19 protein-coding genes and 1 pseudogene are annotated in these 25,418 nt (G+C 71.5%); 8 read left to right on the plus strand and 12 right to left on the minus strand.

Annotated features, from left to right (window positions below; all coding sequences use genetic code 11):
- Positions 1 to 95: 95 nt before the first annotated feature.
- The gene (locus tag DEJ48_RS34590) at positions 96 to 479 is read left to right on the plus strand and encodes a peptidase inhibitor family I36 protein (protein WP_150220070.1); all 384 of its coding nucleotides are present in this window, start codon (positions 96 to 98) and stop codon (positions 477 to 479) included.
- Between the two features lie 12 nt (positions 480 to 491).
- On the opposite strand, the gene DEJ48_RS34595 is transcribed toward DEJ48_RS34590, so the two are convergent.
- Entirely contained in the window at positions 492 to 1,649 is a 1,158-nt protein-coding gene (locus tag DEJ48_RS34595; RefSeq protein ID WP_317850943.1) for an amidase domain-containing protein, read from the minus strand.
- A gap of 217 nt (positions 1,650 to 1,866) precedes the next feature.
- Here DEJ48_RS34595 and DEJ48_RS34600 point away from each other — a divergent pair, with 217 nt between their 5' ends.
- Positions 1,867 to 3,954 (plus strand): transglycosylase domain-containing protein, encoded by a 2,088-nt coding sequence (locus DEJ48_RS34600; protein WP_150220071.1) that lies wholly within the window; start codon positions 1,867 to 1,869, stop codon positions 3,952 to 3,954.
- A gap of 45 nt (positions 3,955 to 3,999) precedes the next feature.
- Here the strand turns inward: DEJ48_RS34600 and DEJ48_RS34605 are convergent, their stop codons facing one another.
- A complete protein-coding gene (locus DEJ48_RS34605) occupies positions 4,000 to 5,331 on the minus strand; it encodes a hypothetical protein (protein WP_411757560.1) in 1,332 nt (443 codons plus the stop codon).
- 212 nt (positions 5,332 to 5,543) lie between these two features.
- On the opposite strand from DEJ48_RS34605, the gene DEJ48_RS34610 reads away from it, so the two are divergent.
- Positions 5,544 to 6,845, plus strand: a complete 1,302-nt coding sequence (locus tag DEJ48_RS34610) for a sensor histidine kinase (protein ID WP_150220072.1) — start codon at positions 5,544 to 5,546, stop codon at positions 6,843 to 6,845.
- On the plus strand, positions 6,842 to 7,507 hold the full coding sequence (locus DEJ48_RS34615; protein WP_150220073.1) for a response regulator: 666 nt from the start codon (positions 6,842 to 6,844) through the stop codon (positions 7,505 to 7,507). The genes DEJ48_RS34610 and DEJ48_RS34615 overlap by 4 nt, the downstream gene beginning before the upstream one ends.
- Here the strand turns inward: DEJ48_RS34615 and DEJ48_RS34620 are convergent.
- The gene (locus DEJ48_RS34620) at positions 7,468 to 7,761 is read right to left on the minus strand and encodes a DUF6332 family protein (RefSeq protein WP_150220074.1); all 294 of its coding nucleotides are present in this window, start codon (positions 7,759 to 7,761) and stop codon (positions 7,468 to 7,470) included. The genes DEJ48_RS34615 and DEJ48_RS34620 overlap by 40 nt on opposite strands.
- 182 nt (positions 7,762 to 7,943) lie before the next feature.
- Here DEJ48_RS34620 and DEJ48_RS34625 point away from each other — a divergent pair, with 182 nt between their 5' ends.
- Both DEJ48_RS34625 and DEJ48_RS34630 read left to right on the plus strand, forming a co-directional pair.
- Entirely contained in the window at positions 7,944 to 9,206 is a 1,263-nt protein-coding gene (locus tag DEJ48_RS34625) for a hypothetical protein (protein ID WP_150220075.1), read from the plus strand.
- A gap of 69 nt (positions 9,207 to 9,275) precedes the next feature.
- Complete coding sequence (locus DEJ48_RS34630; RefSeq protein WP_150220076.1) at positions 9,276 to 9,698, plus strand: MarR family winged helix-turn-helix transcriptional regulator; 423 nt, start codon at positions 9,276 to 9,278, stop codon at positions 9,696 to 9,698.
- Between the two features lie 21 nt (positions 9,699 to 9,719).
- On the opposite strand, the gene DEJ48_RS34635 is transcribed toward DEJ48_RS34630, so the two are convergent.
- On the minus strand, positions 9,720 to 10,454 hold the full coding sequence (locus DEJ48_RS34635) for a maleylpyruvate isomerase family mycothiol-dependent enzyme (protein WP_150220077.1): 735 nt from the start codon (positions 10,452 to 10,454) through the stop codon (positions 9,720 to 9,722).
- A 111-nt stretch (positions 10,455 to 10,565) separates the two neighbouring features.
- Here DEJ48_RS34635 and DEJ48_RS34640 point away from each other — a divergent pair, with 111 nt between their 5' ends.
- Entirely contained in the window at positions 10,566 to 11,402 is an 837-nt protein-coding gene (locus tag DEJ48_RS34640) for an LLM class flavin-dependent oxidoreductase (protein WP_150220078.1), read from the plus strand.
- A gap of 76 nt (positions 11,403 to 11,478) precedes the next feature.
- On the plus strand, positions 11,479 to 11,976 hold the full coding sequence (locus DEJ48_RS34645; RefSeq protein WP_150220079.1) for a nucleoside deaminase: 498 nt from the start codon (positions 11,479 to 11,481) through the stop codon (positions 11,974 to 11,976).
- A gap of 31 nt (positions 11,977 to 12,007) precedes the next feature.
- Here DEJ48_RS34645 and DEJ48_RS34650 read toward each other — a convergent pair whose 3' ends face one another.
- The 8 genes and pseudogenes from DEJ48_RS34650 to DEJ48_RS34680 form a co-directional block, all read right to left on the minus strand.
- Positions 12,008 to 12,460, minus strand: a complete 453-nt coding sequence (locus tag DEJ48_RS34650; protein WP_150220080.1) for a cupin domain-containing protein — start codon at positions 12,458 to 12,460, stop codon at positions 12,008 to 12,010.
- Between the two features lie 15 nt (positions 12,461 to 12,475).
- On the minus strand, positions 12,476 to 13,735 hold the full coding sequence (locus tag DEJ48_RS34655) for an MFS transporter (protein WP_150220081.1): 1,260 nt from the start codon (positions 13,733 to 13,735) through the stop codon (positions 12,476 to 12,478).
- 8 nt (positions 13,736 to 13,743) lie between these two features.
- Complete coding sequence (locus DEJ48_RS34660; RefSeq protein ID WP_150220082.1) at positions 13,744 to 16,275, minus strand: ATP-grasp domain-containing protein; 2,532 nt, start codon at positions 16,273 to 16,275, stop codon at positions 13,744 to 13,746.
- Positions 16,272 to 17,627: a pyridoxal-phosphate dependent enzyme gene (locus DEJ48_RS40525; protein WP_411757561.1), complete on the minus strand. Its 1,356-nt coding sequence runs from the start codon at positions 17,625 to 17,627 to the stop codon at positions 16,272 to 16,274. The genes DEJ48_RS34660 and DEJ48_RS40525 overlap by 4 nt, the downstream gene beginning before the upstream one ends.
- Positions 17,604 to 18,488 (minus strand): annotated as a pseudogene (locus DEJ48_RS40530) (ATP-grasp domain-containing protein); the annotation flags it as partial. The gene DEJ48_RS40525 and the pseudogene DEJ48_RS40530, both read right to left, overlap by 24 nt.
- Before the next feature lie 70 nt (positions 18,489 to 18,558).
- Complete coding sequence (gene epsC, locus DEJ48_RS34670) at positions 18,559 to 19,167, minus strand: serine O-acetyltransferase EpsC (protein ID WP_150220084.1); 609 nt, start codon at positions 19,165 to 19,167, stop codon at positions 18,559 to 18,561.
- A gap of 13 nt (positions 19,168 to 19,180) precedes the next feature.
- Positions 19,181 to 23,275, minus strand: coding sequence for an amino acid adenylation domain-containing protein (locus DEJ48_RS34675; protein ID WP_223832293.1), 4,095 nt, complete (start codon positions 23,273 to 23,275; stop codon positions 19,181 to 19,183).
- Positions 23,276 to 24,042: 767 nt separating this feature from the next.
- Positions 24,043 to 25,257: an MFS transporter gene (locus DEJ48_RS34680; protein WP_190537776.1), complete on the minus strand. Its 1,215-nt coding sequence runs from the start codon at positions 25,255 to 25,257 to the stop codon at positions 24,043 to 24,045.
- Positions 25,258 to 25,418: the final 161 nt, after the last annotated feature.

Below are 25,418 nucleotides of genomic sequence, written 5' to 3' on the forward strand. Positions count from 1 at the left end.
CACCCGAAAGGCCGTACGGCCGGGGCTCGTCCCGGCCGTACGGCGCACGGGTGGTTTGCCGCGTGGAAAGGCGAGTCGAGGGGAAAGGCTGCGGCATGCGCCTTCGTCACCTCACGCTCGCCCTGATCCTCGCCGCGGGATCAGCCGTGCTGCCCATCGCCTCGCCCGCCCAGTCCGCCGCCGCCGGATTCGGACGCTGTCCGGGCGGCAGCTACTGCCTCTTCGAAGACCCGGACGGAAACGGCCGCATGGTCGCCTTCCAGGGCGGAAGCCCGGATCTGCGCCGGCAGAACATGGACAACACGGCCTCCTCGTACGCCAACAACAGCGGCCGTCTGTGGTGCGTCTTCGACGACTACCGGTACAGCGAGGCCCACATCTCCCACGGGGCGCTGAACGGCCAGAGCGGGAACTTCGGCGAGATCAACGACCTCGCCAGCTCCACCCGAGGAGGGAACCTGCAGACCGGCTGCGGCTGACGGGAGGGGTCCTCAGGTGCGGTACGCGAAGTAGCGCGCGTTGGGGTAGGACGCGACCAGGCTCGCGAGCGACCTGCGGTAGGTGTCCGTGTCGTGGTAGGTCAGGTACGGCATGCCCTGCCTGTCGCGGTACGTCACCAGCATGGTGTGGTCCTTGGACCCGTCCTTGTCGAAGTCCACCTGCAGGACGTCGCCGACGTCCATCTGGTAGGCGCTCGCCAGGTTCGGGGCCCGCCGGTTGGACAGCGTGAACCAAGCCCATTCGTTCACCCCGACCCACGAGGTGCTCTGGCCCGCGCTCTCGTACCACCAGTTCCGGTAGTCGTAGGCGGAGCCGGGGACGGGCTTCCAGCCGCCCGCCTTCAGAGCCTGGCTGACGAAGTTGGTGCAGTCGCCGCCGGATCCGTTGAACTTGCGGTAGGCCGGGTTGTAGCTGCGCCAGTACTTCTCCGCGTACTGCGCCATGGCGGAGTAGCCGTAGGTGCCGCCCGTCTTGCCCGAGGGCATCGGCGTGCTGGGGTACTTGGTCGAGGCCGGCGTGCCGTCCGGGTACTGGTTGCCGTCGTCGTCGACCGTCTTCGTCCGGGCCACCGAGGGCTCGTCGACCGCGACGGGACCCTGGTCGCGCGCGGTGATCCTGGTCAGCTGCCAGCCGCCGTCCTTCGTGCCGGCGAGCTTCAGCTCGTGCCGCGTCGAGGACGCGGTGGTCTTCGGCCCGTCCCCGCGCACGTTCTTGTACGTGAGCGTCGAGGACGCGGTGACCTGGACGGTCGCCGTGTTGCCGGTGAGCGTGGCGCTGTCCACGACGACGCGGGTGTCCGCCTTCGTGTAGGCCTCGCCGAGCTGGGCAAGGCGCGACTTGCGGGCGCGCAGCGACCGCAGCGCGGCGTCCTCGTCCGTCCGCAGCCGGCCGGACATGCGCGTCGTCCCCGCGCCGGCGTCCGTGCCGCCGCGCCCCGCGCGGTCCTCCACCAGGGCCTGGGTGCGCCGGGAGAGGACATCGTCGGCGATGCGGGCGAAGGCGGCGAGTGACCGGTGGTCGGCCTTGCGGGGCGCATCACCGGCGTCCGCGTGCGCGGAGGGCGCGAGCAGACAGCCGGACGCCACGGCCGCGGTCAGACCGACGATGGCGGCGGGTCTGTATCTCTTGGGTATCGCTATGGATATCACTGCGTTTCCTCTTTCTTTGCCCGATCTCCCCGACCGGGGCACGAAATCTTGACACAACTGCGGCCCTTTTCAGACCCGTTGCCCCCGCTTTTTCGGCACCCGAAGGGCCCCGGACCAGGCATCCAGGGCCCCGGCGGCCGGGCCGCACGCCTCCAACTGCCTCTAATGTGAGCGCCAGAGCGCAGCAGAGGAGGCACACGGGGTGGGTGGGCGCAAGATGGCCACAGGTCAGGGCGGCGGGAGACGGCGGGCGGCAGCGGGGGAGCGCCGCGCGGCGACCGGCCGGCGCAGGAAGTCCAGGCAGCGGACCACGGGCGGCATACCCGGCGCCCTCGCCGGGGTGCGCGGACAACTGCGCCGACTGCGTCCGGCCTATCCCCGGCCGGGGCGCAGCGGTTGGCGCCGGTGGCTTCCCTCGTGGCGCCAGTGGCTGGGCGCTTTCGTGTACTCGGTCCTCGGTTTGACCGGCTTCGTCACGATCGCGTACGCCACCACGGACATACCGGATGACCTCAACTCGTTCGCCACGCAACAGGACAATGTGTACTACTGGTCCGACGGCAGCGTCATGGCCCGCACCGGCTGGGTCATCCGGCAGGAGATACCGCTGAAGAGGGTGCCGCCGAAGGTCCGGGGCGCCGTCCTCGCGGCCGAGAACGCGAGCTTCTACTCGGATGCCGGCGTCTCACCGTCCGGTGTGCTGCGCGCGGCGACCGCCGCGATCACGGGAGGAGAGACCCAGGGCGGGTCGACCATCACCCAGCAGTACGTGAAGAACGTCTACCTCAGCCAGGACCGCACCCTGTCGCGGAAGTTCACCGAAGCCCTGCTCGCCGTGAAGCTGGACAACCACATGAGCAAGGACGAGATCTTCCAGGACTACCTGAACACGAGCTGGTTCGGGCGGGGCACCTACGGCATCCAGCGCGCCTCGCACGCCTACTACGGCAAGGACGTCTCGCGCCTCAATCCCAGCGAAGGCGCCTTCCTGGCCTCTCTCCTCAAAGGCGCCGGACTCTACGACCCGGCCCTCGGCAAGGAGAACCGCGAGCGGGCCGTCGAACGCTGGAACTGGATCCTGGACCGCATGGTGTCGACCGGCCACCTCAGCCAGGCCGAGCGGGCCACCTACAAGAAGTTCCCCGAACCCACGAAGTCGGGCTCCGGCGACATCCCCGGCGCGCGGACCGGCTACCTGGTGGAGCTGGCCAAGCGCCACGCGATCAAATCCGGGCACATCACCGCGGCCGACTACGACCTGGGCGGCTACCAGATCCGCACGACCTTCGACCGCAAACGCACCAAGGCCCTGACCGCCGCCGTCCACCGGGCCGAGAAGGACTTCGACGCCGAGCGGCGGCCCGACACCGACCAGCACGCCAGGATCGGCGCGGCGAGCGTGGCCCCGGACGGCCGGCTGCTCGCCGTGTACGGCGGCCGCGACTTCCTGAAACAGGGCTTCAACCAGTCCAACGCGACGACCATTCCGGCCGGTTCGGCGTTCACCCCCTTCGTCTACGCCGCCGGGCTCGAGGACGGCGTCAAGCGCACCCGGGAGGGGGGCCGCACCCCCGTCTCCCCGGCCAGCGTCTACGACGGCGACGACAAGATCGCCGTACAGACACCCGAGGGGCCCTACTGGGACCGCAGCGGCAAGGTGGTCAAGGGCCGCAACGAAGGCGGCCGCGACTGGGGCGAGGTGACCTTGCGCCGGGCTGTCGCCGACTCCGTGAACACGCCCCTGCTCCAACTCGGCCTAGACGTCGGCCTGGACCGGGTGGAGAAGTACGCGCTGCGGGCGGGACTGCTCCCCTCCAGCCTGGGCCAACGGGTCCCCGTGTTCGCACTCGGGGAGAACTCGACGCCCAGCGCCATCCGGATGGCCGGCGCCTACCAGACCTTCGCCGCCGACGGCATGCACACCGACCCCTACTCGGTGAGCTCGGTGACCCGGGCCGGGGACGCCGTGCCGCTGACCGTGCCGCGACCCGCCCGGGCGATGTCGAAGAAGACCGCCCAGGCCGTCACGGACGCCCTGCGGGGCACCATGGCCGACGGGTCGGCGAAAGCGGCGGGCGCGGCACACCCCGGCGCCGTGGGCAAGACCGGGACGACCACCGCGAACACGGCGGGCTGGTTCGTGGGAGGCACCCACGACGAGACGACGGCCGTGGTCGTCTACCGCATGTCGCTCAAGGACCTGGTGCCCCTGCCGCTCAAGGGTCTTGGCGGCGACGATCCCACCACACCCGCCAGCCGACGGGCGGTGGACCTGTGGACCCACTACATCGAGGCGCTCACCTAGGGCCTGTGTCGGAAGTCCCGCCTGCCCGCGCGGCAGGCCGTCCCGCTACCGGATGACCGATTTCCACTTCGGTGCCTGCGCCGGGTCGAGCAGGCGCAGCCGGTCCAGGACCTTCGGGTCCTGGACGTCGAGCCAGTCGGCCAACTCGCGGAAGGACACGCAGCGCACCTCCTTGCGCGGACAGACCTTGCGCATCACGTCCTCGACGGCGTTCATGTAGATGCCGCCGTTCCAGTCCTCGAAGTGGTTGCCGATGAACATCGGCGCCCGGCTGCCGTTGTAGACGCGGTTGAACCCGTTCATGTACGACGTGGCGACCTGCGTCTGCCACGCCGGGTACTTCGCCGGGTCGCCCTCGGTGCTGTCACCGGACTGGTGATAGAGGAAGTTGAAGTCCATGGAGAGGACCTGCACCTCCTTGCCCTCCAGGGGCAGGAGTTGCAGGGGGAAGTTCCAGAGGCCTCCTGCCTTGGACGGCCATATCTGGAAGTCGCCCGACGAGCTCGCGTCGTAGCGCCAGCCGAACGGCTTGGCCGCGGCGAGGAGGTTCTGCTGCCCCTCCAGGCAGGGCGCACGGCCGCCGACCACCTCCCGGTCCGGATCGAACGGCAGGGGCGCCTCCTTGGTGAACCCGGTGTTGGTCTTCCACTCCTTCATGAACGCGTACGTCTGCTCGATCTCGCTCTTCCACTCCCCGGCACTCCAGTCACCGCCGCCCTTGGGGCCGCAGAAGTGCCCGTTGAAGTGCGAACCGATCTCGTGCCCGTCCTTCCAGGCGCCGCGCAGCTGCTCCAGCGTGGTCTGGATGTGCGGGACGGTCGGATACGAGATGGCGGCCGACCCGGGGTTGTGCTGCGGCGGACGGTAGAGCGACTTCTTGCTCTCCGGCAGGAGGTAGATCCCGGTGAGGAAGAACGTCATGTGAGCCCCGCTCTCGCGGGCCACTTGGCGGAAGTGGGAGAAGCGGTGGTCATCGCCCTCCAGCGCGCCGTCCCAGGAGAAGACCACGAACTGCGGCGGCTTCTCACCGGGCTTGAGCTTCTTGGGCTTGAGCTGCTTGGACTGCGGCCCGGTGTACGAGGTGGAGCCGTCCCCCAGCACCCGCACCTTGCCGTCCCACTTCTCCTCCCCCTTCTTCGCCCGCTTGGCAGCACGGGCCTTCTGCGCCGCACTGCCCGAAGAAGCGGACGCGGTGCGCCCGGAGCCGTCCCCGTCCCCCGAGGAGTCGCCCAGAGCGATGACACCTGTGGTGGCCACCCCGCCCAGCCCGATCACAGCCGCGACCACGGCCATCTGCTTGCGCCGCCGCGCCTTCGTACGCGCCTTGCGGGCAGCGCGGGCCCCGGCCCGGGCGGGGCCAGTGCCGTCGGGTTCGATCACTGCGGTCCCACCCCGTGGCCGGCGCGGCAGGGCCACGCGTGAATTGTTTGTATGAATATAGGACCGAGTGCGTGAGTGTTCGCAATCCGGGTCGCTTGAAGGGCCTCGCCGGTGCCGCGCGCCGCGCCCCTCCTACTCCCGGGGGAGTACGTGTGATCACCTCGCCCGTCGGACGCCCGGGCCGGCCGCCCCGGTCTAGCGTGACCGTCATGGACGAGCAGCGCGAAGGCAGGCCGGACGGTCCGCCCCCGAGACGGGGCGGGCCGCCCTGGTGGCGGCACGGGCCGCCCTGGTGGAACTCCGGGTCCGCAGGGACGGCCGGGGCGGAGGCGGGGGCGACGGCCCGTCGTCTGCCGTGGCTGACCACGGCCGCGCTCACCGTCTTCGTGCAGGTCGGCTCCAGGTTCGCCGAGCACGGCCAGCTCGAACGGCAGGACCTCGACGCCTTCGCCCGGGTGCTGCTGTTCCTGGCCACGGCGGTACTCCTGCTCCGCCACCGGCACCCCGTACCGGTCGTGTACGCCACCGCGGCGCTCACCCTCGTCTATGTCGCCGCCGGTTTCCCCTACGGCCCCGTCTTCCTCGCCGTCGCCGTGGGCTGCTTCGCCGCGATCGTCGCGGGCCGCCGGCGTGCGGCCTGGGGCGCGGTCGGCGGGCTGTGGGCGGGGCATCTGCTGATCGCCCACTGGCTCTACCGGTGGCTGCCGCCCGGCGACGACGGCGCCCGCCCCTGGAGCGAGGAACTCGCCGTCGCCGTCTGGGTCGTCGCGATCGTCGCCGTCTCCGAACTCGCCCGCGTACGCCGTGAACAGTGGGCGAAGGAGCGTGCCGAGCGCGCGCAGGCCGCGAAGCGGCGGGCGGACGAGGAACGGCTGCGGATGGCACGCGAGCTGCACGACGTCCTCGCGCACAGCATCTCCGTCATCAACGTGCAGGCGGGCGTCGGCCTCGCGCTGCTCGACTCCGACCCGGAACAGGCCCGCACCGCGCTGACCACCATCAAGGCCGCGAGCAAGGAGGCACTGGGAGAGGTGCGCCAGGTCCTCGGCACCCTGCGCGCCCCAGGGGACGCACCGCGCGCCCCGGCACCCGGCCTCGACCGGCTGCCCGAACTCGTCGAGCAGGCCGGGAGCGCGGGCCTGACCGTCGAAGTCACCACGGAAGGAGCCCTGGTGAAGCCGGCACCCGGCACGGACCTCGCCGCGTTCCGCATCGTCCAGGAGGCGCTGACCAACGTCGTACGTCACTCCGGTTCACGTCACGCACGCGTGCTGGTGCGCCACGAAGCGGCCGCGCTCACCCTGCGGATCGACGACGACGGACCCGCCACCGGCACCGACGCGGGCGGCAGCGGCAACGGACTCGCCGGAATGCGGGAGCGCGCCGCCGCACTCGGTGGCACGATCGAGGCGGGCCCGCGCCCGGACGGCGGCTTCCGCGTGACCGCCGTACTGCCCCGGGCGGCGGACGAGGATTCCGGGGCCCGCACGGCACCTCGGGAGGACCAGTGATCCGCGTACTGCTCGCCGACGACCAGTCGTTGGTCAGAGCGGGTTTCAAGGCGCTGCTCGACGCACAGCGGGACATCGGCGTCGTGGGGGAGGCCGCGGACGGCGACGAGGCGGTGCGGCTGGTGCGGGAGCTGCGCCCCGACGTCGTCCTGATGGACATCCGGATGCCGGTTCTCGACGGGCTCGCCGCCACCCGCAGGATCACCGACGCACCCGGCCTCGGCGACGTGAAGGTGGTCATGCTCACCACCTTCGAACTGGACGAGTACGTCTTCGAGGCGATCCGCTCCGGCGCTTCGGGTTTCCTCGTCAAGGACACCGAGCCGGACGAACTGCTGCGCGCGGTCAGGGCGGTGGTCGAGGGGGACGCGCTGCTGTCGCCGGGCGTGACGCGCCGCCTCATCGCCGAGTTCGCGGCGCGTTCCAAGGAACCGGCGGCGGCCGACACCCTCGCGGGCCTGACCGAGCGCGAGCGTGAGGTGATGGCCCTGGTCGGCATCGGCCTCTCCAACGAGGAGATCGCGCGCCGTCTGGTCGTCAGTCCGCTCACGGCCAAGACCCATGTCAGCAGGACGATGGTGAAGCTGAACGCCAGGGACCGCGCTCAACTCGTCGTCCTCGCCTACGAGTCGGGCCTCGTCCGCCCCGGCTGGCTGGGCTGATCCGACGGATCAGGCGGCCGCGGCGCCCGCCCGTGGCGCAGGAGGACGGCCACGAGGACCGCGAAGAAGACGACGGCTCCGGCGATCATGCCGGCCCGGACCAGCGTGCCCTCGCTGGGTGAGCGCACGCCGAAGAAGAACGCCGGTGACGCCACCGCCAGCATCGTGCCTCCGGCGAGGGACGCCGCCACGAACAGCGCGTAGGCGATCTCGACCGTGTCCGCGTCGCGCTCCGCCTGCGTCCGTCGCCCCATCCTCCGAGTGTGCGGTGCGCACTCCCCGTGGGCAATGACCCGGTCGCGTACGGGGCTGCGCCCGGCCGCCGCGCCTGCCGCCGACAGGCCCCCCTCCAGTGGCGGCCCGCATGAAGCGTGCATACAACGGGATACACGCTCATGTGCGGGGCGAGGGTGCCCCGCTGAAATGGAGAGACGACATGGCCGCTGAGTCATTCTCCGCCGCAGGGGAAACGTCCGGGACCGGCGAACCGCTGGTGTCCACGTCGGTCCATTGGGGCACCGCGCAGCTCGGCGTCCCGACGCGCGCGGAACCCGCCCCCTGGCAGCAGCCGGCCGCCCGCACCACCGAAGAGGCAGTACCGGACCGGCCAAGGGCCGCGGACGTCGCCGACGCCGTTCCCCCCGTGCGCGACCGGGCCGTTGACGCCACCGAGGGCAGGCCGCCGGACACGGCGGCGCCCGATACCGAGGACGACGCGGTGGAGGAGCTCATACGCGTCGCCGTCGTGTCGCGGCCGCTGGACGACGTGGTCGACCTCGTCACCCTCCTGGAGCAGTCGCCCGACGGCATGCCGACCGCCGCCTCCGTACTCCGCCTGGCGGCCGTGGCCCGCTCCGTCGACGACGTCACCCGGCTGGTGGAACTCCTCGGCCCGCCGCAGCACCCCGCCGACCACATGGACGAGGCCATCCGGCACGCCGCCGAGGAACGGCCCATCCCCGAGGTGAGCCGACTCGTCCACCTCCTGTCCCGTCCTCCGCACGACCCGCACAGCGGCGCCGAAGTGGTGCACGCCGCCGGCACGACCAGGACGGTCGAGGATCTGATGCAGCTGATCGGCAGCCTGCGGGAACAGCAGGAGACCGGGGGCGCCCCCGGCGTGCCGGTCGGCGACAGCGCCGTGGCCACCGGCACGGACGGCACGGCGGCAACCAACACCACCGCGGGCACCAGCACCGGCGCGGACACCACCGCCGCCGACGCCGGGAAATCGACCGCCGCCCCCGCCCGCACCGCGTCCGCTCCGAACGCTCCCGAGGCCCCGGCCACGCAGGTCCGGAGCCGGACCTCGCTGGTGTGGCTGCGCCGCGTGGCGGGCGTCCTGCTCCTGCTCTGCGCGGCGGCCCACTTCCCGCTGACCTGGTCGGGCGCGCCGACCGTCGGCCTCGCCGCCGCGCTCGGCATCTCCGTCGTCTGTGCCGCGGCGGGTGCGGCCCTGTGCCTGAGCGGATCCCCGTTCGCGGCCGTGGCCGGCACCTTGGTGGCCGGTGCGCTGACCGTCGCCCATCTCGTGGACGACCGGATCGACTCGCGGACGCTGGCCTTCGCCCTGCGGCCCGAGCGGGTGACGGCACCGGTCCCGACCCTGTCCGCGGCGATCGCGACCCTCGCCTCGCTGCTGGTCGTGGCTCTCACGATCGCCGCCCTGAGGGCATCGGCCGACCGCGAGCGCGCCTGACCACTCTGAATGCGTATGCATTTAATGCCGGTGCAACGACCGGTCGGAACTCTGCTACCGTGCGGTCCCATGGCGGCGAAAACGGCCGAGCAGGGGCTCGTGGAGCGCGAGCAGGGGCTCGTGGATCAATGGCGCGGCATCCTCGCGGTGCACGCGCGCACCCTGTGCGAGCTCGACCGGGAGTTGCACCCGCACGGTCTGGGCGCGAGTGACTTCGAGGTCCTCGACGTACTGGCCGAGGGATCGTCGGACGACGGCGGCTGTACGTTCCGCGTGCAGGAGATCTCCGCTCAGGTCCACCTGAGCCAGAGCGCGCTCTCCCGCCTCATCGGACGGCTGGAGAAGGACGGTCTCGTGGAGCGCGGCATGTGCAGCGAGGACCGTCGCGGCGTACGCGTGTCCCTCACCGACAAGGGGCGCGCACTGCACCGCAAGGTGCGGCCGCTGCAGCGGGCCGTCCTCGGGCGGATGCTCGACACGTCCACGAGCTGACGGTCCCACCCGCCGCTCGCGTCACCCCATGACGATGGCCGACTTCTCCCGCCACAGCGCCGCCAGCGCGGTCTCACCCGTCACCTGCGGGAACGGCAGCCTGTTCCACAGCGCGAGATAGAGCCGCGTAGCGGGCCCCGACACCTCGCAGTCGGCGGGCGCCGTCGCGCCGTGCTCAACGACCGGTGGCCCGTCGGAGAGGCGCAGCGTCCAGGTCCGCGCGTCGGTGGCCCGCACCCTCAGTACGCACGGAACGTCACTGCGCACCCGGCTCTTCTTGCGGGCGTGGAAGCCGAACAGCAGCTCCTCGATCCCGTCCACGGCGAAGTCGACGTCCAGCGGCGACGGCGTGCCCCCGCGCGCGGACTCGGCGTCCACCCGGTGCACGGTCGTCTCGTTCGCCTGCCGCCGGGCCCAGAAGGCCAGCGGCGAGGGCGAGGGCAGAAAGGTCCAGCACTCGACGTCGGGCGGGGCCGATTCGAGCGTGGCGACGAGGGCGGCGTGGCCCTCGCGGAACCACTCGACGAGGGAGTCGCCGTCCAGGTCGGGGAGTTCGCCGCCGAGCCGGTAGGAGGTGCGCCGCTCGGTGAGGAACGCCGCGGCCCAGCGGTGCACCATCCCGGCGTGCCGCAGCAGGTCCCGCACCTGCCAGCCCGGGCAGGTCGGCACCTTGGCGTCGGTCCCCGCCTCAGCGGCGGCCCGGGCGAGCAACTTGCCCTCTTCGGCGACTATTTGAATGTGCTCGGAAATCTCCATGCGGGCGATTGTGTCGGACGGAGCGCGCCGGAACCGGAACCTCCGGGTGATCTGGGACCGATTGTGTACGCTCCGTAGCCACCGGGGCCGCGGACTTCTAGGGTGACGCCCATGCGGATAGGTGTGAACGTCCCCAACTTCGGGCCGGGGACGCACCCGGAGCACCTCGCCCGTTGGGCCGAGACCGTGGAGGGCCTCGGCTTTGAACTCCTGATGATGTCCGACCACGTGGCGGTCACCCCCGACGTGGCCGAGCAGTACCCCGCGCCGTTCTACGAACCGTTCACCACCCTCGCCTGGATGGCGGGCATCACCACCGGGGTACAGCTGGGCACGACCGTGCTCATCACCCCCTACCGGCACCCCCTCCTCGTCGCCCGCATGGCCGCCAACCTCCACCAACTCAGCGGCGGGCGGCTGATACTCGGGGTCGGGGTCGGCTGGGCACGCAAGGAGTTCGAGGCGCTCGGCGTCCCCTTCGAGCGGCGCGGCGCGCTGACCGACGCACACCTGCGGACACTGCGCACCGCGTGGCGGAACGACGCCGACTACCGCTCCGGACAGATCCCGCTCTGGATCGGCGGGAACAGCGACGCGGCCATGCGCAGGGCGCTGCGTTTCGACGCCCCCTGGCATCCGCTGCGGTTCACGATGCCCTGGTTCAGGGAGGCACTGGTGCGGCTGAAGGGAATATCGGCCCGGCTCGAAAGGCCCGTACCGGGTCTCGCGCCGCGCATCCGCCTGCGGCTCACCGGGAAACCGGTCGACGGCCCGGACCGCCGCGCCGGAGAAGGCACTCTCGAGCAGCTCCTGGAGGACCTGGAGGAGCTGCGTCTGGCGGGCGCCGACACCGTGCTGCTCGACCCGTACCACGGAGATCCGGACGAGACCTTGCGGCCCGAGAAGGCCTGGCAGGCGCTGGCCGTCGTGGCCGCGCACCGGACGTGACGGGTATAACGAATATAACGGATGCAACAGACATCGCGGATGTTACGGACGTGACGGAAAGGAAGCCACAGTGGTGATGCCTCACGACCGCGACCTGCCCCACCTGCGCCGCTGCATCGAGCTGGCGGCCGAGGCGCTGGACGCGGGCGACTTGCCGTTCGGGTCCGTGCTCGTCGACGCGGACGGCGCGGTCAGGGCCGAGGACCGCAACCGCGAGTCCACCACCGGCGACCCGACGGCCCACCCGGAGCTCGCCCTCGCCCGCTGGGCGGCGACCCGTCTGACCCCCGCGGAACGCGCCGCGGCGACGGTGTACACCTCGGGGGAGCACTGCCCCATGTGCGCCGCCGCGCACGGCTGGGTCGGCCTCGGCCGCATCGTGTACGCGAGCTCGTCCCGGCAGGCCCGCGAGTGGAAGGCCGAGTGGGGCGTGCCCGCCACCTCGCCCTTGAGCCCGCTGACCATCCAGGACGTCGTGCCTGGCCTGGACGTCGCCGGGCCGTTCCCCGAACTGTCCGACGAGGTACGCGAGTTGCAGTGGCGCTACCGCAAAGGGCGGGCCGGGACCGACTGACGCCGGCCCCGGCCCACTCGATGCCGCCGCCTCAGACCATGAACTGGTCGTACTTGGCCATGTGTTCCCGCAGCTCCTCCATGCTGGGGTTGCGCCCGTTGGCGGTCAGCCGACCGAGGCCCCGGAAGTAGTCCTCGCGGTCGTAGATCGGGTAGAACATGATCAACAGGGTGGCGTCCTCGGTGCCCCGGTTGGTGAAGCCGTGCGGCTCGCCCCTGGGGACGTACGCGAACGCGCCCGGCTCACCGACCACCTTGCGGTCGCCGATGGTGAACTCGATCTCACCCTTGACCACGTAGAACATCTCGGTGGACTGCTTGTGGATGTGCGGGGCCGCGCCCTTCGCCTCCGGAGCCATGTGGTGCTCGAAGAAGCCGAACTCCCCGTTGGAATCGGGCGTGGTGAGCTTCAGATACGTCCTCTTCGTGTCCCGGATGTCGACGTACTCACCTTCACCTGCGGGGACGTACAGCGGAACGGACATTGATCCCTCCAAGGGTCACGGGCTGATGGATTGCGGAAGTTGCGGGGTCATCGAGGCGCGGGCCTGCGCCCACCGGCCGATGACCGGCGCGGCGAGGCCGCAGACGGCGAACAGCGCGGCAAGCACGGCCCACCCGGTGGTGCCCGCCGTGATGACCAGGCCGACCACGAGCGGTGCCGCGATCTGCTGGACGGCCACGCCGAGCCAGAAGACCGACAGATAGACGCCTTCCTGGCCGGGCGCCGCCAGCAGATACGAACCGCCCCAGCCGCCGGCGGACTGGAACAGCTCGCCCGCGGTCAGCGCGACCATGGCGAGGAGCAGCACGCCGACCGCCACGAGGACGGGCGGCTTCGGCGCCGCGATCAGGAGCAGACAGCAGACGGCGAGGGCGATGCCCGCCCGCACCAGCGCCCGCGCGGACCCGGCGATGGTCTCGGTGCCGCGGCTCGCGCGGACCTGAAGCGCCACCGCGAGCACGGTGTTGACCGCCACGAGGGGCGAGATCACCGCGGCCGGGGCCTCGGTGTGTTCGACGATCCACAGCGGGACGCCGATGCTCAGCAGCGTCATGTGCATCGTGAGCACCGCGTTGATCCCGGTGAACGACAGGAACGGCCCGTCCCGCAGCGCGTCGGCGGAGAAGCGGCGGCGCAGGCTCTTCGCCGGGGTGCCGAGCACCGGCAGCCGGTGGGCGAGGAGCGCGAGCACGGCGAACGAGACGGCGTTGAGCAGGAGGATCGCGGCGTAGCCCGCCCGGGTGTCGATGAGCAGCCCGACACCGCCCAGCAGGGCGCCGACGGTGAAGCCGACATTGCGCAGCGACCGCAGCACCGCGACGACCCTGACCCGGTCGTCGGTCGCCGTAACCTGCCCCACCAGGGCCTGTTCCATCGGCGCCGCGGCCTTGTCGACGAGGCCGAGCAGGCACACCACCGTCAGGAACTGCCACAGGTTCTGGACGAACGGGTAGAGGACGAAGCAGCCGCAGCGCCACAGGCTGACGCCGACCAGCACCTTCTTCGGGCCGATCCGGTCGGCGAGGATGCCGATGGGGACGGCGGTGGCCAGCGCGATCGTGGCGGACAGGGTCAGGCCGAGACTCAGCTCGCCCACGGAGAGCCCGACGGACCGCGTGATGAACGGTACGGAGACGGCCAGGAAGGCGCCCGTGCCGACGGCGTCGATCATCGCCATCACGGACAGCCGCAGGCCGACCCGTCCGCCCGGGACGGACCTCGGCCATCCCCGGACGCGCTGCCAGAGAACAGACATCTGCTTCCTCACTCCGTGGTGATGTGGATGGCCGCGTCCGCGTCCAGGACGCGTCGGCGTGCGCTGTACGCGTCGGGTCCTGTCGCGATCACGTGTCCGGCGCGGTCCCACGAGGACGCCCACGGCCGGACCTCCTGCCCGGCCTCGACGTCGATCTCCACCGTCTCCACGCCGGGCAGTGCCCGCGCCGCGTCCGTCCCGTCGACCGCCGTGACGGTGCCGGGTTCGGCGGCGAGGAACCGGATGGCCGAGGTGAGCCGGGCGGTACGGGGGAGGGTGACCGGACGGCCGGCGAGCAGGTCGATGAGGGCCAGCCTGATCCGCGTGCCGTACGCCAGGTCGTTCAGGTCGATCAGATAGTCGCCGGGGCAGCGTCCCGCGCACTCCACCAGCGCGGGGCCGGACGCGGTCAGGATCCACTCGGCGTGCAGGATCCCGGTGTCGTACCCGGTCGCCGCGACCAGGGCCCGCATGGCCGCCTCGAACGCGTCCCGGGTGTCCCGGTCGAGCGGAGCGGGCAGGAGGTGGCCGATCTCCACCGGGTACGGTCCCGGGATCACCGTCTTGGCGGTGACGTTGTGGAAGATGATCTCGCCCTGCCGCACCAGTGCCTCGACGCTGTACTCGGGCCCGCGCAGGCGCTCCTCGGCGAGGAAGCGCCACGTCATCCGCCGGTCGGGCACCTGCTCGTACTCGGCGGCGCGGGACGTGCGCTCCCACGCCCGCGCCGCGCCGTCCGCGTCGACGGAGTCGAGGAGCTGTACGCCGACGCTGGCCTGCCGGTTGGCCGGCTTGACCACGACGGGGCTCTCGCCCGCGAAGGCGAGGATGTCCTCGGGCCCGTGCACCTCGCGCCAGCGCGGACCGCGGACACCGCCCGCGTCGCACACCTCCCGCAGCCGGACCTTGTCCCGCAGCGCCTGCGCGGCGGGTTCCGTCGCGCCCGGCAGCCCGAGCTTCTCGGCCAGCGCGGCCGCCGCCGGCACCGCGTACTCCAGGCCCGGCACGACCGCCGCCACCGGGCGTTCGGCCGCCAGATCGGCCGCCAGGTCCAGGGCCCCGGCCGACTGCTGGTAGTGCGCGGGCACGATCCGGTCGAGGCAGCCGAAGCGGCTCGCCGCGTCCCGCAGTCCCCGCTTGCGGATGATGTCGGGCTCTTCGAGCACGACGACACAACCGTCGGGAACACTCCCGTCGATGGCGCGCAGGTAGGCCGCGTTGTAGCCGACGAACACGACCTGCGCGTCGGTGCCGGGGGCGGCAGGTGCCCCCTCGGCCCGGCCGTCCGCACGGACCGGCGTCCCGTCGATGACGACCTCCAGGGTGGCGAGCGCCTCCGCCAGCCGGGCCCGGGTCTGCCCGGGTGTGGAGCCGGAGACGATGACGTGCCCTTGGCGCGCCTTGGAGTCACGCACCTCCCCGACGGTGTCGCCCGGACGCAGTCGGAGCGTCAACTCATCCACGTACGGCAGCCGTTGCAGCCTCTCCAGGCCGCGGATCGCGTCGACGCGTCCCGGCGGGAAGGTGAAGAACCGCACGGCGGCCGTCGCCGTCGGCTCCGGCACCTCGGCCGGCGCGCCCGCCAGGCCCGCGAAGACCGCCCGCTCCATGTCGAGTCCCGCGGCCAGCTCGACGAGGCGCGGGATGCGGTCGCCGCCGAGCCGGGCCTGCGACTCGACGATGCGCGGCCCCCGCTCGGTCCAGATCACCTCGGTGTGCGCGGGCCCGAACCGGTACCCGCACACCGTCAGGAAGCGGACCGCCAGCTCCTCGACGGCCCTCCTGCGATCCGCCGGCAGCGGCGCGGGATGGACGTGCCCCACCTCCACGAACAGCGGCGGCGGCCCCAGCACCTTCTCGGTGACGCCGACGACCCGGTGCACGCCGTCCTGGCTCAGCGTCTCCACGCTGTACTCGGGGCCGCGCAGATACTCCTCGACCAGGAAAGGACCGTCATAGCCGTACGTGTCCACGAGCGTCGTCCACGCCGCCCGGTCCCGCGGCTCACGCCACAGGAACACGCCCCGGCTGCCCGCGAGCGCGACCGGTTTGACCACCGCGGGAAGGCCGATCCGGTCGACGGCGGCCGGCACCTCGTGCCGCGTCGGCGCCGACTCGTAGGCCACCGGCGACAGTTCGCGCCGCGCGAGCAGCTCGCGCATCGCGTGCTTGTCGGAGAGGCAGCGGATCGCCGTGACCGGATTGACCTCGGCACGCAGCTCCTCGGCCACCTCGTGGGCCGTCACCATCGTCTCCTCCCTGCCGAGGTGGAGGATCACCGACGCGCGGTGTTCCGTGGCCACGTCGCGCAGGGTGCGCCGCAGCAGCTCCCGGTCACGGAAGTCCACCGTCACGAACAGGTCGGCGGCGGCGCGGACGTCGTCGAGGTAGCCGGGCGTCTCCAGACGCGGATCCCAGATCGCGCCGACCCAGAACCCTTCGGCCCGTGCCTTGCGCACGAACTGGCGGTAGGGCATCACCATCAGCAGGCGAGGCCGGTCGCCGGTGTGCCAGCTCGACAGCGGCAAAGGAGCAGTCATCGGGCACCGCCCGCGGTGTTCTCGTGGGCGAGCAGGCTGAGGTAGCGCTCGCCGGTGTCGGGCAGCAGCGTCACGATGCGCCGGCCCCGGTACTCGGGGCGGGCGGCGAGCACGCCCGACGCGTGGACGACCGCGCCGCCCGAGACACCGGCCATCAGACCGGCGTGCAGGGCGAGCCGCCGGGTGGTGTCCAGGGCGTCCGCGTCGGACACCGTGATCACCTCGTCGATGAGGCTCTGCTGCGTGGTCGGCGCGATGAAGCCGCCGTTGAAGCCCGGGATGCCGTGCGCGCCGGGCTCACCGCCGGACAGCAGCGGCGAGCCCGCCGGCTCCACCGCCACGATCCGCACAGCGGGATGACTCTCGCGGAGATAACGCCCCGCGCCACTGAGCGTACCGCCGGTTCCCACTCCGCAGACGAACACGTCGACGCGTCCGCCGACGTCGCTCCAGATCTCGGGGCCCGTGGTCTCGTAGTGCGCCCGAGTGTTGTCCGGGTTGTCGTGCTGGCGGCAGAACCACGAGCCCGGCGTCCGCCGGTGGAGCTCCTCCGCCCTGTCGACCGCCGCCCGGTAGCCGTCGGAGTGCGGGCTGCGCACCACTTCGGCGCCCAGCGACCGGAGCATCGACACACGCTCCGGCGTCGCGTTGTCCGGCAGCACGATGACGCAGCGGTAACCGCGGTCCGCGGCCAGAGCGGCCAGCGAGATGCCGGTGTTGCCGGAGGTCGCCTCGATCACGGTGCCGGAACCCGGCACGAGCAGCCCCTGCTTCTCGGCGCCCCGCAGCATCGCGAGGGCGGCCCGGTCCTTGCTGCTCGACCAGGGGTTGAACAGCTCCAGCTTCGCGAGCACCTCGGCGTCCGCCGGGGCGCCGTCGACGATCCGGTCCACCGGCAGCCTCAGCAGCGGCGTGCCGCCGATGAGGTCGACGAGGGAGTCCGCGACCGGACGCCGGGAGACCGGCTCGGTGCGGATCCCGATCTCCTGGACGGCCGCCTCCGCGGTGCGCGCCGCCAGTTCGGCCGTCTCGGCCACCACGAGCACATGGCCGGCGCGGTCGCCGTTGCGCCTCAACTCCCGTGCAACGGCACCCGGTGTGGGCTTGACGACGACTTCCTCGACGCCCGGGAGCGCGGCGGCGCGCTCCCGGCCTGTGACCGACACCACCCGGCCGGGCTGCGCCGTCAGATAGCGGATCGCCGCGCCCCCGACCGGATTTCGCGGCAGCACCGGGTCGGGCAGCGGCTGGCCGAGGTACTGGCGTGCCACCAGCTCCAGGGACTTGATGCCGAGGGCCCGGTCGACCAGGTAGGTGATCTTCCCACCGGCCGGCCGCGGGTTGATCTCCACGAGCTTGGGCCCGGACGCCGTCAGCTTCACTTCGACATGGGCCATGCCCAGGTCGAAACCGACCGCCCGCAGCGCCTGCACGGCCAGGTCGCCGCAGGCACGCACGAGCGGCTCCGGCAGCCGGGACGGGAAGGTGTGGGCCAGCTCGACGAAGTAGCCGAGGCCGACGACCGACTTGTCGGTCACCCCGAACACCTCGTACCGGTCGCCGTCGGCGAGCACCTCCACGCTGACCTCGGGGCCGCTCATGTACTCCTCGACCATCAGCTCGTCGTGGCGGGCCTGGCCGCGGGTGTTCTCCGCGCGGGACCGGATCAGGGCGACGTGCTCGGCGGCCTGCTCCGGGGTGTCCACGAGGCGTACGTCCGCGCTGCTGGTCTCGTCGGCCGGCTTCACCACACAGGGCAGGCCGACCTCGGCCGCGGCCGCCGCCGCCTCGCCGGGTGTCCGTACGGTGCGGAACGCCGGTATGGGAACGCCGAGTTCGGCGCAGCGGCGGCGCATCAGCGCCTTGTTGCGCGCGGTGGCGACACCGTCGACGCTGACCGTGGGGAGCCCGAGGTGGACCGCCACCTCGGCGGCCACGACCACGTCGTACTCGGCCAGGGTGAGGAACGCGTCGAAGGGCTGCTCGGCCCCGGCGGCGTGCACGTGCGGCAGGAGCTCCTCGAAGACGTTCGTCTCGCACCGGACGATGTCGTCGACGTAACGGTCGAAGTAGGCGGGCCCGCCCGGGACGTCGAGGTAGCGCTCCAGATCGCGGGTGAAGAAGGTGACGCGGCAGTCGAGTTCCTTGATGATCTGCAGGCCCTCGAAGCCGGAACCGGAGAGATTGCTCTCCAGGACTCCGACGTGGATCATTCTGTGCCTCCGTTGGCAAACCGGCTCGCGGCCGGGGACGAATTCGTTGATGTACGGGACGGGCGGGCCGTCACCAGCAACCCGCGGTGGCCAGGGTGCGGAGCAGCTGCTCCGACTCGGCGCGCTCCGCGGCCGACAGCGGTACGGTGACCGCGGCCACGGGGGCGGCCACCCGGGCCCCGGGCGGCACGTCGCCCAGGACCAGCGAACCGGCGCCGATCAGCGCGTCGTCGCCGACGGTGACCGGACCGAGGACGATCGCGTTGGTGCCGATCACCACCCGGTCGCCGACGACGGGGTGCCGCCGGGCGCCCGGCGGCCGCCGCCCGTCCCGCCACCAGCCGACCGCGCCCAGCGTGACCTGGTGGAAGATCGTGACGTCGTCGCCGATCTCGACGGTCTCCCCGATGACGACGGCGGCTCCGTGGTCGATGAACACGCGCCGGCCGAGCCGGGCGCCCGGATGGATCTCGATGCCGCCGGTCGCCGCCCGGGCCACGTAGGCGATGAAGCGGGCGAGTTGACGCCGTCGGCGGGTGTGGAGGGCGTGCGCCGCCCGGTGGGCCCACAGGGCCGGCAGAGCGGGGTGCAGCAGCGCCTGCGCACGTGTGTGGATCGACGGGTCCCGCTCCACGATCATGGAGAGGTCCTCCCGCGCCCTGGTGATTGCCTCGCGCATGGGATCAGCCGCCTCAGTAGTCCGGACTCTTGACGAGATGGCCCGGGTCTTCGACGATCTCCGGGATGTAGACCCGCTCGTTCCACACGTCCTGCGCGACGGGCTCCAGGGCGATGGACACCACCCCCTCGTCGACGGAGAACGCGGTCCTGACCGCGCTCGTGATCGCGTCCACGAGGGCCGATAACTGGGCCTCTTCGAGGTTGTTCGGGAAGTGCTTGATGTTGACGTGGGGCACCGGGATGACCTTTCGGGTGAGTCGTGCGGCGCGGAGGGCGGTGACGAGTTCGTCCACCCCGTGCGCGCGCAGCAGTGCGTAGTGGTCGGCCCGCAACCGGTTGATCCGGGGAGGCGCGGTCGACAGCGCGGGGCCGTGGCGGCGGCCGGGTCCGTGTCCGTGGTCGATGAAGGAGTCCTGGTCACCGGCGGCCCGGAACACGGTGACCGGCGCGGTGACCCGGTGCCCCGTCATGTCCTCGGGCCCGTACTCGAACAGGTACGTCAGCCGCACCACGGCGACGATCCTGCGCACCAGCTCGCGGTCCAGATGCTCGAACCGGTCGCAGAGGCACGCGACGAAGGACTCCTCGTCGTGGGTCGACGCCAGGCATTCGGCGATCGCGGACCGCTGGATGTTCCCGGCGAAAACGGAGTAGAGAATGGCGACGAAGGCGGGGTCGGTGAAGTCGACCGACGCCCCCGTGGGCGCACCGTCCCGTGCCTCCACGGTCTCCACGGGCGGCTTGCCGGGCGCCAGGAGGATCACCTCGTCGACGCGCTCCCCGGCCTGTTCCAGCTGCCGGGCCACCGCGAAGGCGACCCGGGCCCCGAAGGAGTAACCCCACAGCGTGTACGGTCCCTTCGGCTGCGCCTGCCGGATGAGCTCGATGTCCTTCGCGACCATCTCGTCGAACGTCGGGTACGCGCGCTCGCCCGGGTTGATGCCGTACGCCTGGACGCCGAGGAACGGCCGCGCGAGGCCGAGCCTGCCGGCCAGCAGCCGCAGACTCATGGGGTAGCCGCCGAGGCCGGGCCAGCAGAACACCGGCCGCCCGTCGTCCGGGCCGCCGAGCCGCACCAGACGGGACAGCGCGGTGGTGGGCGTACGGTCGACGAGCCGCGCGAGACCAGCGACGGTCGGCGCGTCGAACAGCACCTGGAGCGGCAGGGAACTGCCCAGCTCCCGGTTGATCCGGCCGACCAGGTTGACGGCGGTCAGCGAATGGCCGCCGATGGCGAAGAAGTTGTCCCGGATCGAGACCCGCTCCTGTCGCAGCACCTCGCGCCACAGCGCGGCGACCGCCTCCTCGGTGGGCGTGCGCGGCGGTACGACCGGTGCGTCGGCGTCGTCGACGGCTGCCTGGTCCAGCTCGCGCAGGGCCTGGTGGTCGATCTTGCCGTTGGGGGTGAGCGGGAAGGAGTCGAGGACGGTGACGCGGTTGGGCACCATGTACGGAGGCAGGGTCTCGGCGAGGTTCTCCTTGAGGATCTCGGCGGGACCCCGCATATGCACGGCGTCCTCCTTCATGCCCTCGCTGAGCCGCTGCTCCTCGCTGACCCGGCCGCCCACGGCGAAATAGGAGGCCGTTTCGGCGCGGGGTGCGGAGTTCGCACCGCCGGATTCGGATGCGAGGAGAGCCGTGATGCGCCGGGCCGATGCCAGCGGGTGGCCGGTCTCCGAGCTGTAGCCGGAGGACATGAGCCCCAGGCCGATGTCGTTCATCTGGAGGCGCTGCAGCTCCCGGCCGAGGTCGGCGTAGCGCTGCCAGGGCGCCGCGGCCCGCCCGATCATGCTGACCCCGAAGCTGGACCGTGCGTAGACCTCCTGGTTGATGGCGATGACGTCCTGCTTGCGGATCAGCGCATCGGAGATCCGCACCAAATCCCCGTCGCGGTACCGGTACTGGCCCTCGGCGAGATCGGCGATCCGGCCGGGGTGCGCCTGCACGTACACGTCGACGGGGCGGGGCGCGGCCGGCGCGGCGGCCGTCTCCACCTCGTACGTGCCCAGGTAGAGGTCCTCGTCCGGGCAGCGCAGCACGTCCTTGACGCCGGGTTCGTCCGCGCGGGCGTCGACGCGCAGCCCGCACTCGGGGAGCACGTGGTCGAACAGCCCGACCATGTGCCCCGCCTCGAACCCCAGCACCTCCCGGATGTTGTTCCGGTAGACCGGCTCGATGGCGGACCGGCGCCCGACGAAGTGGACCCGCATCCTGGGCGCGGTCCCGGTGGTGGCGGGCGCGGACGCGGGGGCGATCGGCGTGAGGTGGTGGCCGACCGGGTGGTAGTAGTAGTGGCCCGCCTCCAGGCCGGCGATGCCGGACAGTTCCAGGTAGAGCTGGGTGGCGTAGAGGGAGCCGGGGGAGGCGTAGCCGTACTTGGGCAGGAGGCGTTCGCCGCTGGGGAACTGTCCGAAGTGGCGCAGCAGGGCACCGAGTTCGTCCAGGGCCAGGGTGGCCGGGTCGCGGGGTGCGGCGGTTCCCTCGGCCGGCGGGGTGAGCAGGGCAAGGAGGTCGTCGCGGGTGACGGGGCCGCCCTCGTAGAAGCGGTACGTCTTGCGGGCGAACACGGTGCGGCGCTGCCGGACCGTCGCGGCCCGCCCCGGTAACTCCACGACGGACCGGCCCACGTCCTCGCGCACTCCCAAGTTTCCCAGCTGAGCCTTGAGTTGAAGTTTGCTCCGCTTGGACTGATGGTGGGCGCCGTGGTTGCCCTGGTCCATCAACGCGGCGCGTTCGGGGTCGAGTTCCACGAAGGCGACGAGGTTGGCGCCGGTCCGCGGGTCTTCGCGGACCAGCACGGCGGCGGACTTCACCCAGTCGTGCTTCTCGACGGACACCTTGATCTCGTCGAGCTCGACCCGGAAGCCGCGCAGCTTGACCTGGCTGTCGGTGCGGCCGAGGAACTGCACGGTGCCGTCCGCGTTCCACCGGGCCAGGTCTCCGGTGCGGTAGAGACGGGTGGCGCGGGCCGCCCCACCACCGGTGACGAACCGGTCCGCGGTCAGTTCGGGGTTGTTCAGGTAGCCGCGGGCCAACTGGGGCCCCGCTATGTACAGTTCACCGGACTCGCCCGACGCGACCGGCCGACGATCGGCGTCGAGGACATGGAAGCGCATCCCGCGCACGGGCCGCCCGATGGGCAGATGCTCCGGAGCGTGCCGGAGGGCGTGCCGGTCCACACGGTGGGAGGAGGCGTTGATGGTGCACTCGCTCGGGCCGTACAGATTGACGAGGTCGCAGCCGGGCAGCGCGTCGAGGAGCTCGGTCGCCAGACTCCTGGTGAGCGCCTCGCCGCCGCTGAAGACCTGGGAGAGCGAGGTGCAGTCGGCGAGCCGGCCGGTGTCGGCGAGTGCCTGCAACAGGGTCGGCACGCCCTGGAGGGTGGTCACACCGTTGGCAAGGATCAGGTCGACGAGTCCGCCCGGGTCGGCGTAGACCCCCGGTTCGCTCATCACGACGCGAGCGCCGCAGGCCGGGGCGAGGATCTCCCACTGCGCGGCGTCGAAGCTCAGCGGCGTCTTCTGCAGCACGGTCTTCGTCCGGTCGAGCCCCTGCTCGTCGGCCAGCCAGCGCATCTGGTGGACGATGCTGTGGTGCTCGATCCCGATGCCCTTGGGATGGCCCGTGCTTCCGGAGGTGTAGATGACGTACGCCAGGTCATCACCCCGCACGCGAGACCGTGCCGGCTCCACGGGATTCCATGCCTGCGTGGCGGCGTGCACCTCGGCGGCGCCCTCCTCCCCGGCGAGGGTGAGGATCCGCGTCTCCGGTGGAGCCAGGGCCGCCAACCGGTCGGACAGGGAGGCGTCCGTCAGGACGACCCTGGTCCGTGAGTCCGTGACCATGTAACGCACGCGCTCGTCGGGATACTCGGGCGACAGCGGAAGATAGGCGGCGCCCGCGCGCAGCACGCCCCAGACGCTCACCATGAGGTCGACGGACGGCGGCAGGAAGATGCCGACGGGTTCATCCGCCGCGACGCCCGCGTGCCGCAGGCGTTCCGCCAGATTCCCGCTCCGCTCGCCGAGCTGCTGAAAGGTCAGTCTGTCCGCGCCGCAGGAGACGGCGGTCCTGTCGGGCTGGGCGAGAACGGCCGCGCGCAGCATGTCTGGCAGGGAAAATTCGTGGGGCCCCGTGGGGTTCGTCATCATTCTCTGACCTGAAATCCGTAGAATTTTGGGATACGTCATTGCAGAGATTCGCCGACGGTCGACGACCATCGCGGCGCAAGAGCAGCCGAAACAGGCTGAAAAATGGAAAGGGCGCGACGAAACGCGATTACGGGTGCTTGCCCACGTGGATTTCGTCTCGACCGAAATGCGCTGAAGTGCGCGTCAAGCGCGTGCCGTGCATGTCAGGCAGTACGGGGTGTGACATGCGGACGAGCGGCCGCCTGCGGTGAAGGCCCAGAGGGCTCAGCAGCGGGAACCGGTGTGCCGAATCGCCTCAAGGAATTTCACGTACATGCCTTTACACTCTCCCCGTTTTGACTGATCGGCTTGCGATCGAGCGGTACGGATCAAAGGATCCGACATCGAATTCCTGATACCGGCAAGCCGTCTCTAGTTGAGCGCTCACCTTAATTCCTGGGAACGCCGCTTGTAAAACACTAATTTCGATGCATTACTCAGGAGATGGCCTGACTGCATGACTTGGGGGCGCTCGATCGGCATCCGGTTGTGCCGCGTGACGGCATGCGGGCGCACGCGTGCTGGCGAAACGGGCGTCCGCTTTACAGCCGCCGCGTTCCGGCAAGGGTCGGCCAGTTGGCCGGATATGGGGGTTGACGTAACGCCCGGCGCGATGGCCTCGGGTCACTTCCCGCTCAGGACGCGGCAAGGGGCAACAGGACGCGCAGGCGTACGGCCCTTGCTCAGGGGCGGGTCGTGTAGCCGATCACGGCGGCGACACCTGCGAGCACGGCCACGCTGGTGAGCGCGGTGGGGAGGGTGAACCAGTCGGCCATGAAGCCGATGGCGGGCGGGCCGAGGAGCATGCCGCCGTAGCCGAGGGTGGAGGCGGTGGCGACACCGCCCGGCCCGGCCAGCGCACCCGCGCGCTCGAAGGCGACGGGGAAGATGTTGGCGAGGCCGAGACCGGTGACGGCGAAGCCGAGCAGTGCCAGCCATACGGTCGGGGCGAGCGCGCCGAGCAGCATGCCGGCGGCCGCCGTGGCGCCGCCGGCGACGAGTATCGGGGTCTGGCCGAGCCGCTCCAGCAGGGTGGTTCCGCCGAGCCGGCCGAGGGTCATGGCGAAGGCGAAGCAGGAGTAGCCGGCGGCGGCGATGCCCGGGTGGGCGGCCAGATCCTGTTCGAGGTGGAGGGCGCCCCAGTCGGCGAGTGCGCCCTCGCCGAAGGCGGTGCAGAGCGCGATGAGACCGAAGACGAGAACGAGGCGGCGGGTGCGGGTGTCGAGGCGGGGGGTGCGGGTGCCCGGGGCGGGCCCGCCCTCGCGCTCCTGGCTGCTGTCCGCGGGCGCCGGAGGCTCGATCCGCAGCAGGGCGCGTCCGGCGACGCCGGTCACGAGCAGGCCGATCACGGTGAGGCCCAGCAGATGGCGCGTGGGGGAGAGGGAGCCCGCGATCAGCCCGCCGAGTCCCGCGCCGGCCATGCCGCCGAGGCTGAACGCCGCGTGGAAGCTGGGCATGATCGGGCGGCGCAGCGCGGCCACGAGGTCGACGGCGGCACTGTTGAAGGCGACGTTGATGCCTCCGTACGCCGCCCCGAAGATCAACAGCACCGCGCCCAGAGCAGGTGCCGAGTGTGTCAGGGGAGGCAGGGCCACGCTGAGGGAGAGCAGTACGCCGCAGGCGACGGTCACGGGGTGGGTGCCGAAGCGGCGGCAGAGCCGTCCGGTCAGCGTCATCGTGATGACGGCGCCGACGGAGACCCCGAGCAGCGCGAGCCCGAGATCGCTGGCCGACGCGCCCGTCTGGTCCTTGATCGCGGGGATGCGGACGACCCACCCGGCGAAGATGAATCCGTCCAGGGCGAAGAAGAGCGTGAGGATGACGCGGAGACGGCGCAGGCCGGGGGGCGTGGGGGAGGATCGCGACGCTGCGGTCCCGATTTTGTTTAGTAGCGGCACAAAGTCAGAGTAGGGGTGCGCGCGGGGCGCGGACAAGACGAGTGCGCGGCGGTTCGCGCGAGGTCGACGTGGCCGGGTGGGTGACGGCGCGACGGCGTACGCGGCGGTGCGGGGAGGGGACGGCAGGATGACGAACGAACGGCGGGGGCGTGTACGGATCA

It is taken from the genome of Streptomyces venezuelae, assembly GCF_008642315.1.
Classification (GTDB): domain Bacteria; phylum Actinomycetota; class Actinomycetes; order Streptomycetales; family Streptomycetaceae; genus Streptomyces; species Streptomyces venezuelae_D.

Bases quoted from the DNA above. Each gene is read 5' to 3' on its own strand.
- DEJ48_RS34590 (WP_150220070.1), top strand. From the start codon at position 96: ATGCGCCTTCGTCACCTCACGCTCGCCCTGATCCTCGCCGCGGGATCA.
- DEJ48_RS34600 (WP_150220071.1), top strand. From the start codon at position 1,867: ATGGCCACAGGTCAGGGCGGCGGGAGACGGCGGGCGGCAGCGGGGGAG.
- DEJ48_RS34610 (WP_150220072.1), top strand. From the start codon at position 5,544: ATGGACGAGCAGCGCGAAGGCAGGCCGGACGGTCCGCCCCCGAGACGG.
- DEJ48_RS34620 (WP_150220074.1), bottom strand. From the start codon at position 7,761: ATGGGGCGACGGACGCAGGCGGAGCGCGACGCGGACACGGTCGAGATC.
- DEJ48_RS34625 (WP_150220075.1), top strand. From the start codon at position 7,944: ATGGCCGCTGAGTCATTCTCCGCCGCAGGGGAAACGTCCGGGACCGGC.
- DEJ48_RS34630 (WP_150220076.1), top strand. From the start codon at position 9,276: ATGGCGGCGAAAACGGCCGAGCAGGGGCTCGTGGAGCGCGAGCAGGGG.
- DEJ48_RS34635 (WP_150220077.1), bottom strand. From the start codon at position 10,454: ATGGAGATTTCCGAGCACATTCAAATAGTCGCCGAAGAGGGCAAGTTG.
- DEJ48_RS34640 (WP_150220078.1), top strand. From the start codon at position 10,566: ATGCGGATAGGTGTGAACGTCCCCAACTTCGGGCCGGGGACGCACCCG.
- DEJ48_RS34645 (WP_150220079.1), top strand. From the start codon at position 11,479: ATGCCTCACGACCGCGACCTGCCCCACCTGCGCCGCTGCATCGAGCTG.
- DEJ48_RS34650 (WP_150220080.1), bottom strand. From the start codon at position 12,460: ATGTCCGTTCCGCTGTACGTCCCCGCAGGTGAAGGTGAGTACGTCGAC.
- DEJ48_RS34655 (WP_150220081.1), bottom strand. From the start codon at position 13,735: ATGTCTGTTCTCTGGCAGCGCGTCCGGGGATGGCCGAGGTCCGTCCCG.
- DEJ48_RS34660 (WP_150220082.1), bottom strand. From the start codon at position 16,275: ATGACTGCTCCTTTGCCGCTGTCGAGCTGGCACACCGGCGACCGGCCT.
- epsC (WP_150220084.1), bottom strand. From the start codon at position 19,167: ATGCGCGAGGCAATCACCAGGGCGCGGGAGGACCTCTCCATGATCGTG.
- DEJ48_RS34675 (WP_223832293.1), bottom strand. From the start codon at position 23,275: ATGCTGCGCGCGGCCGTTCTCGCCCAGCCCGACAGGACCGCCGTCTCC.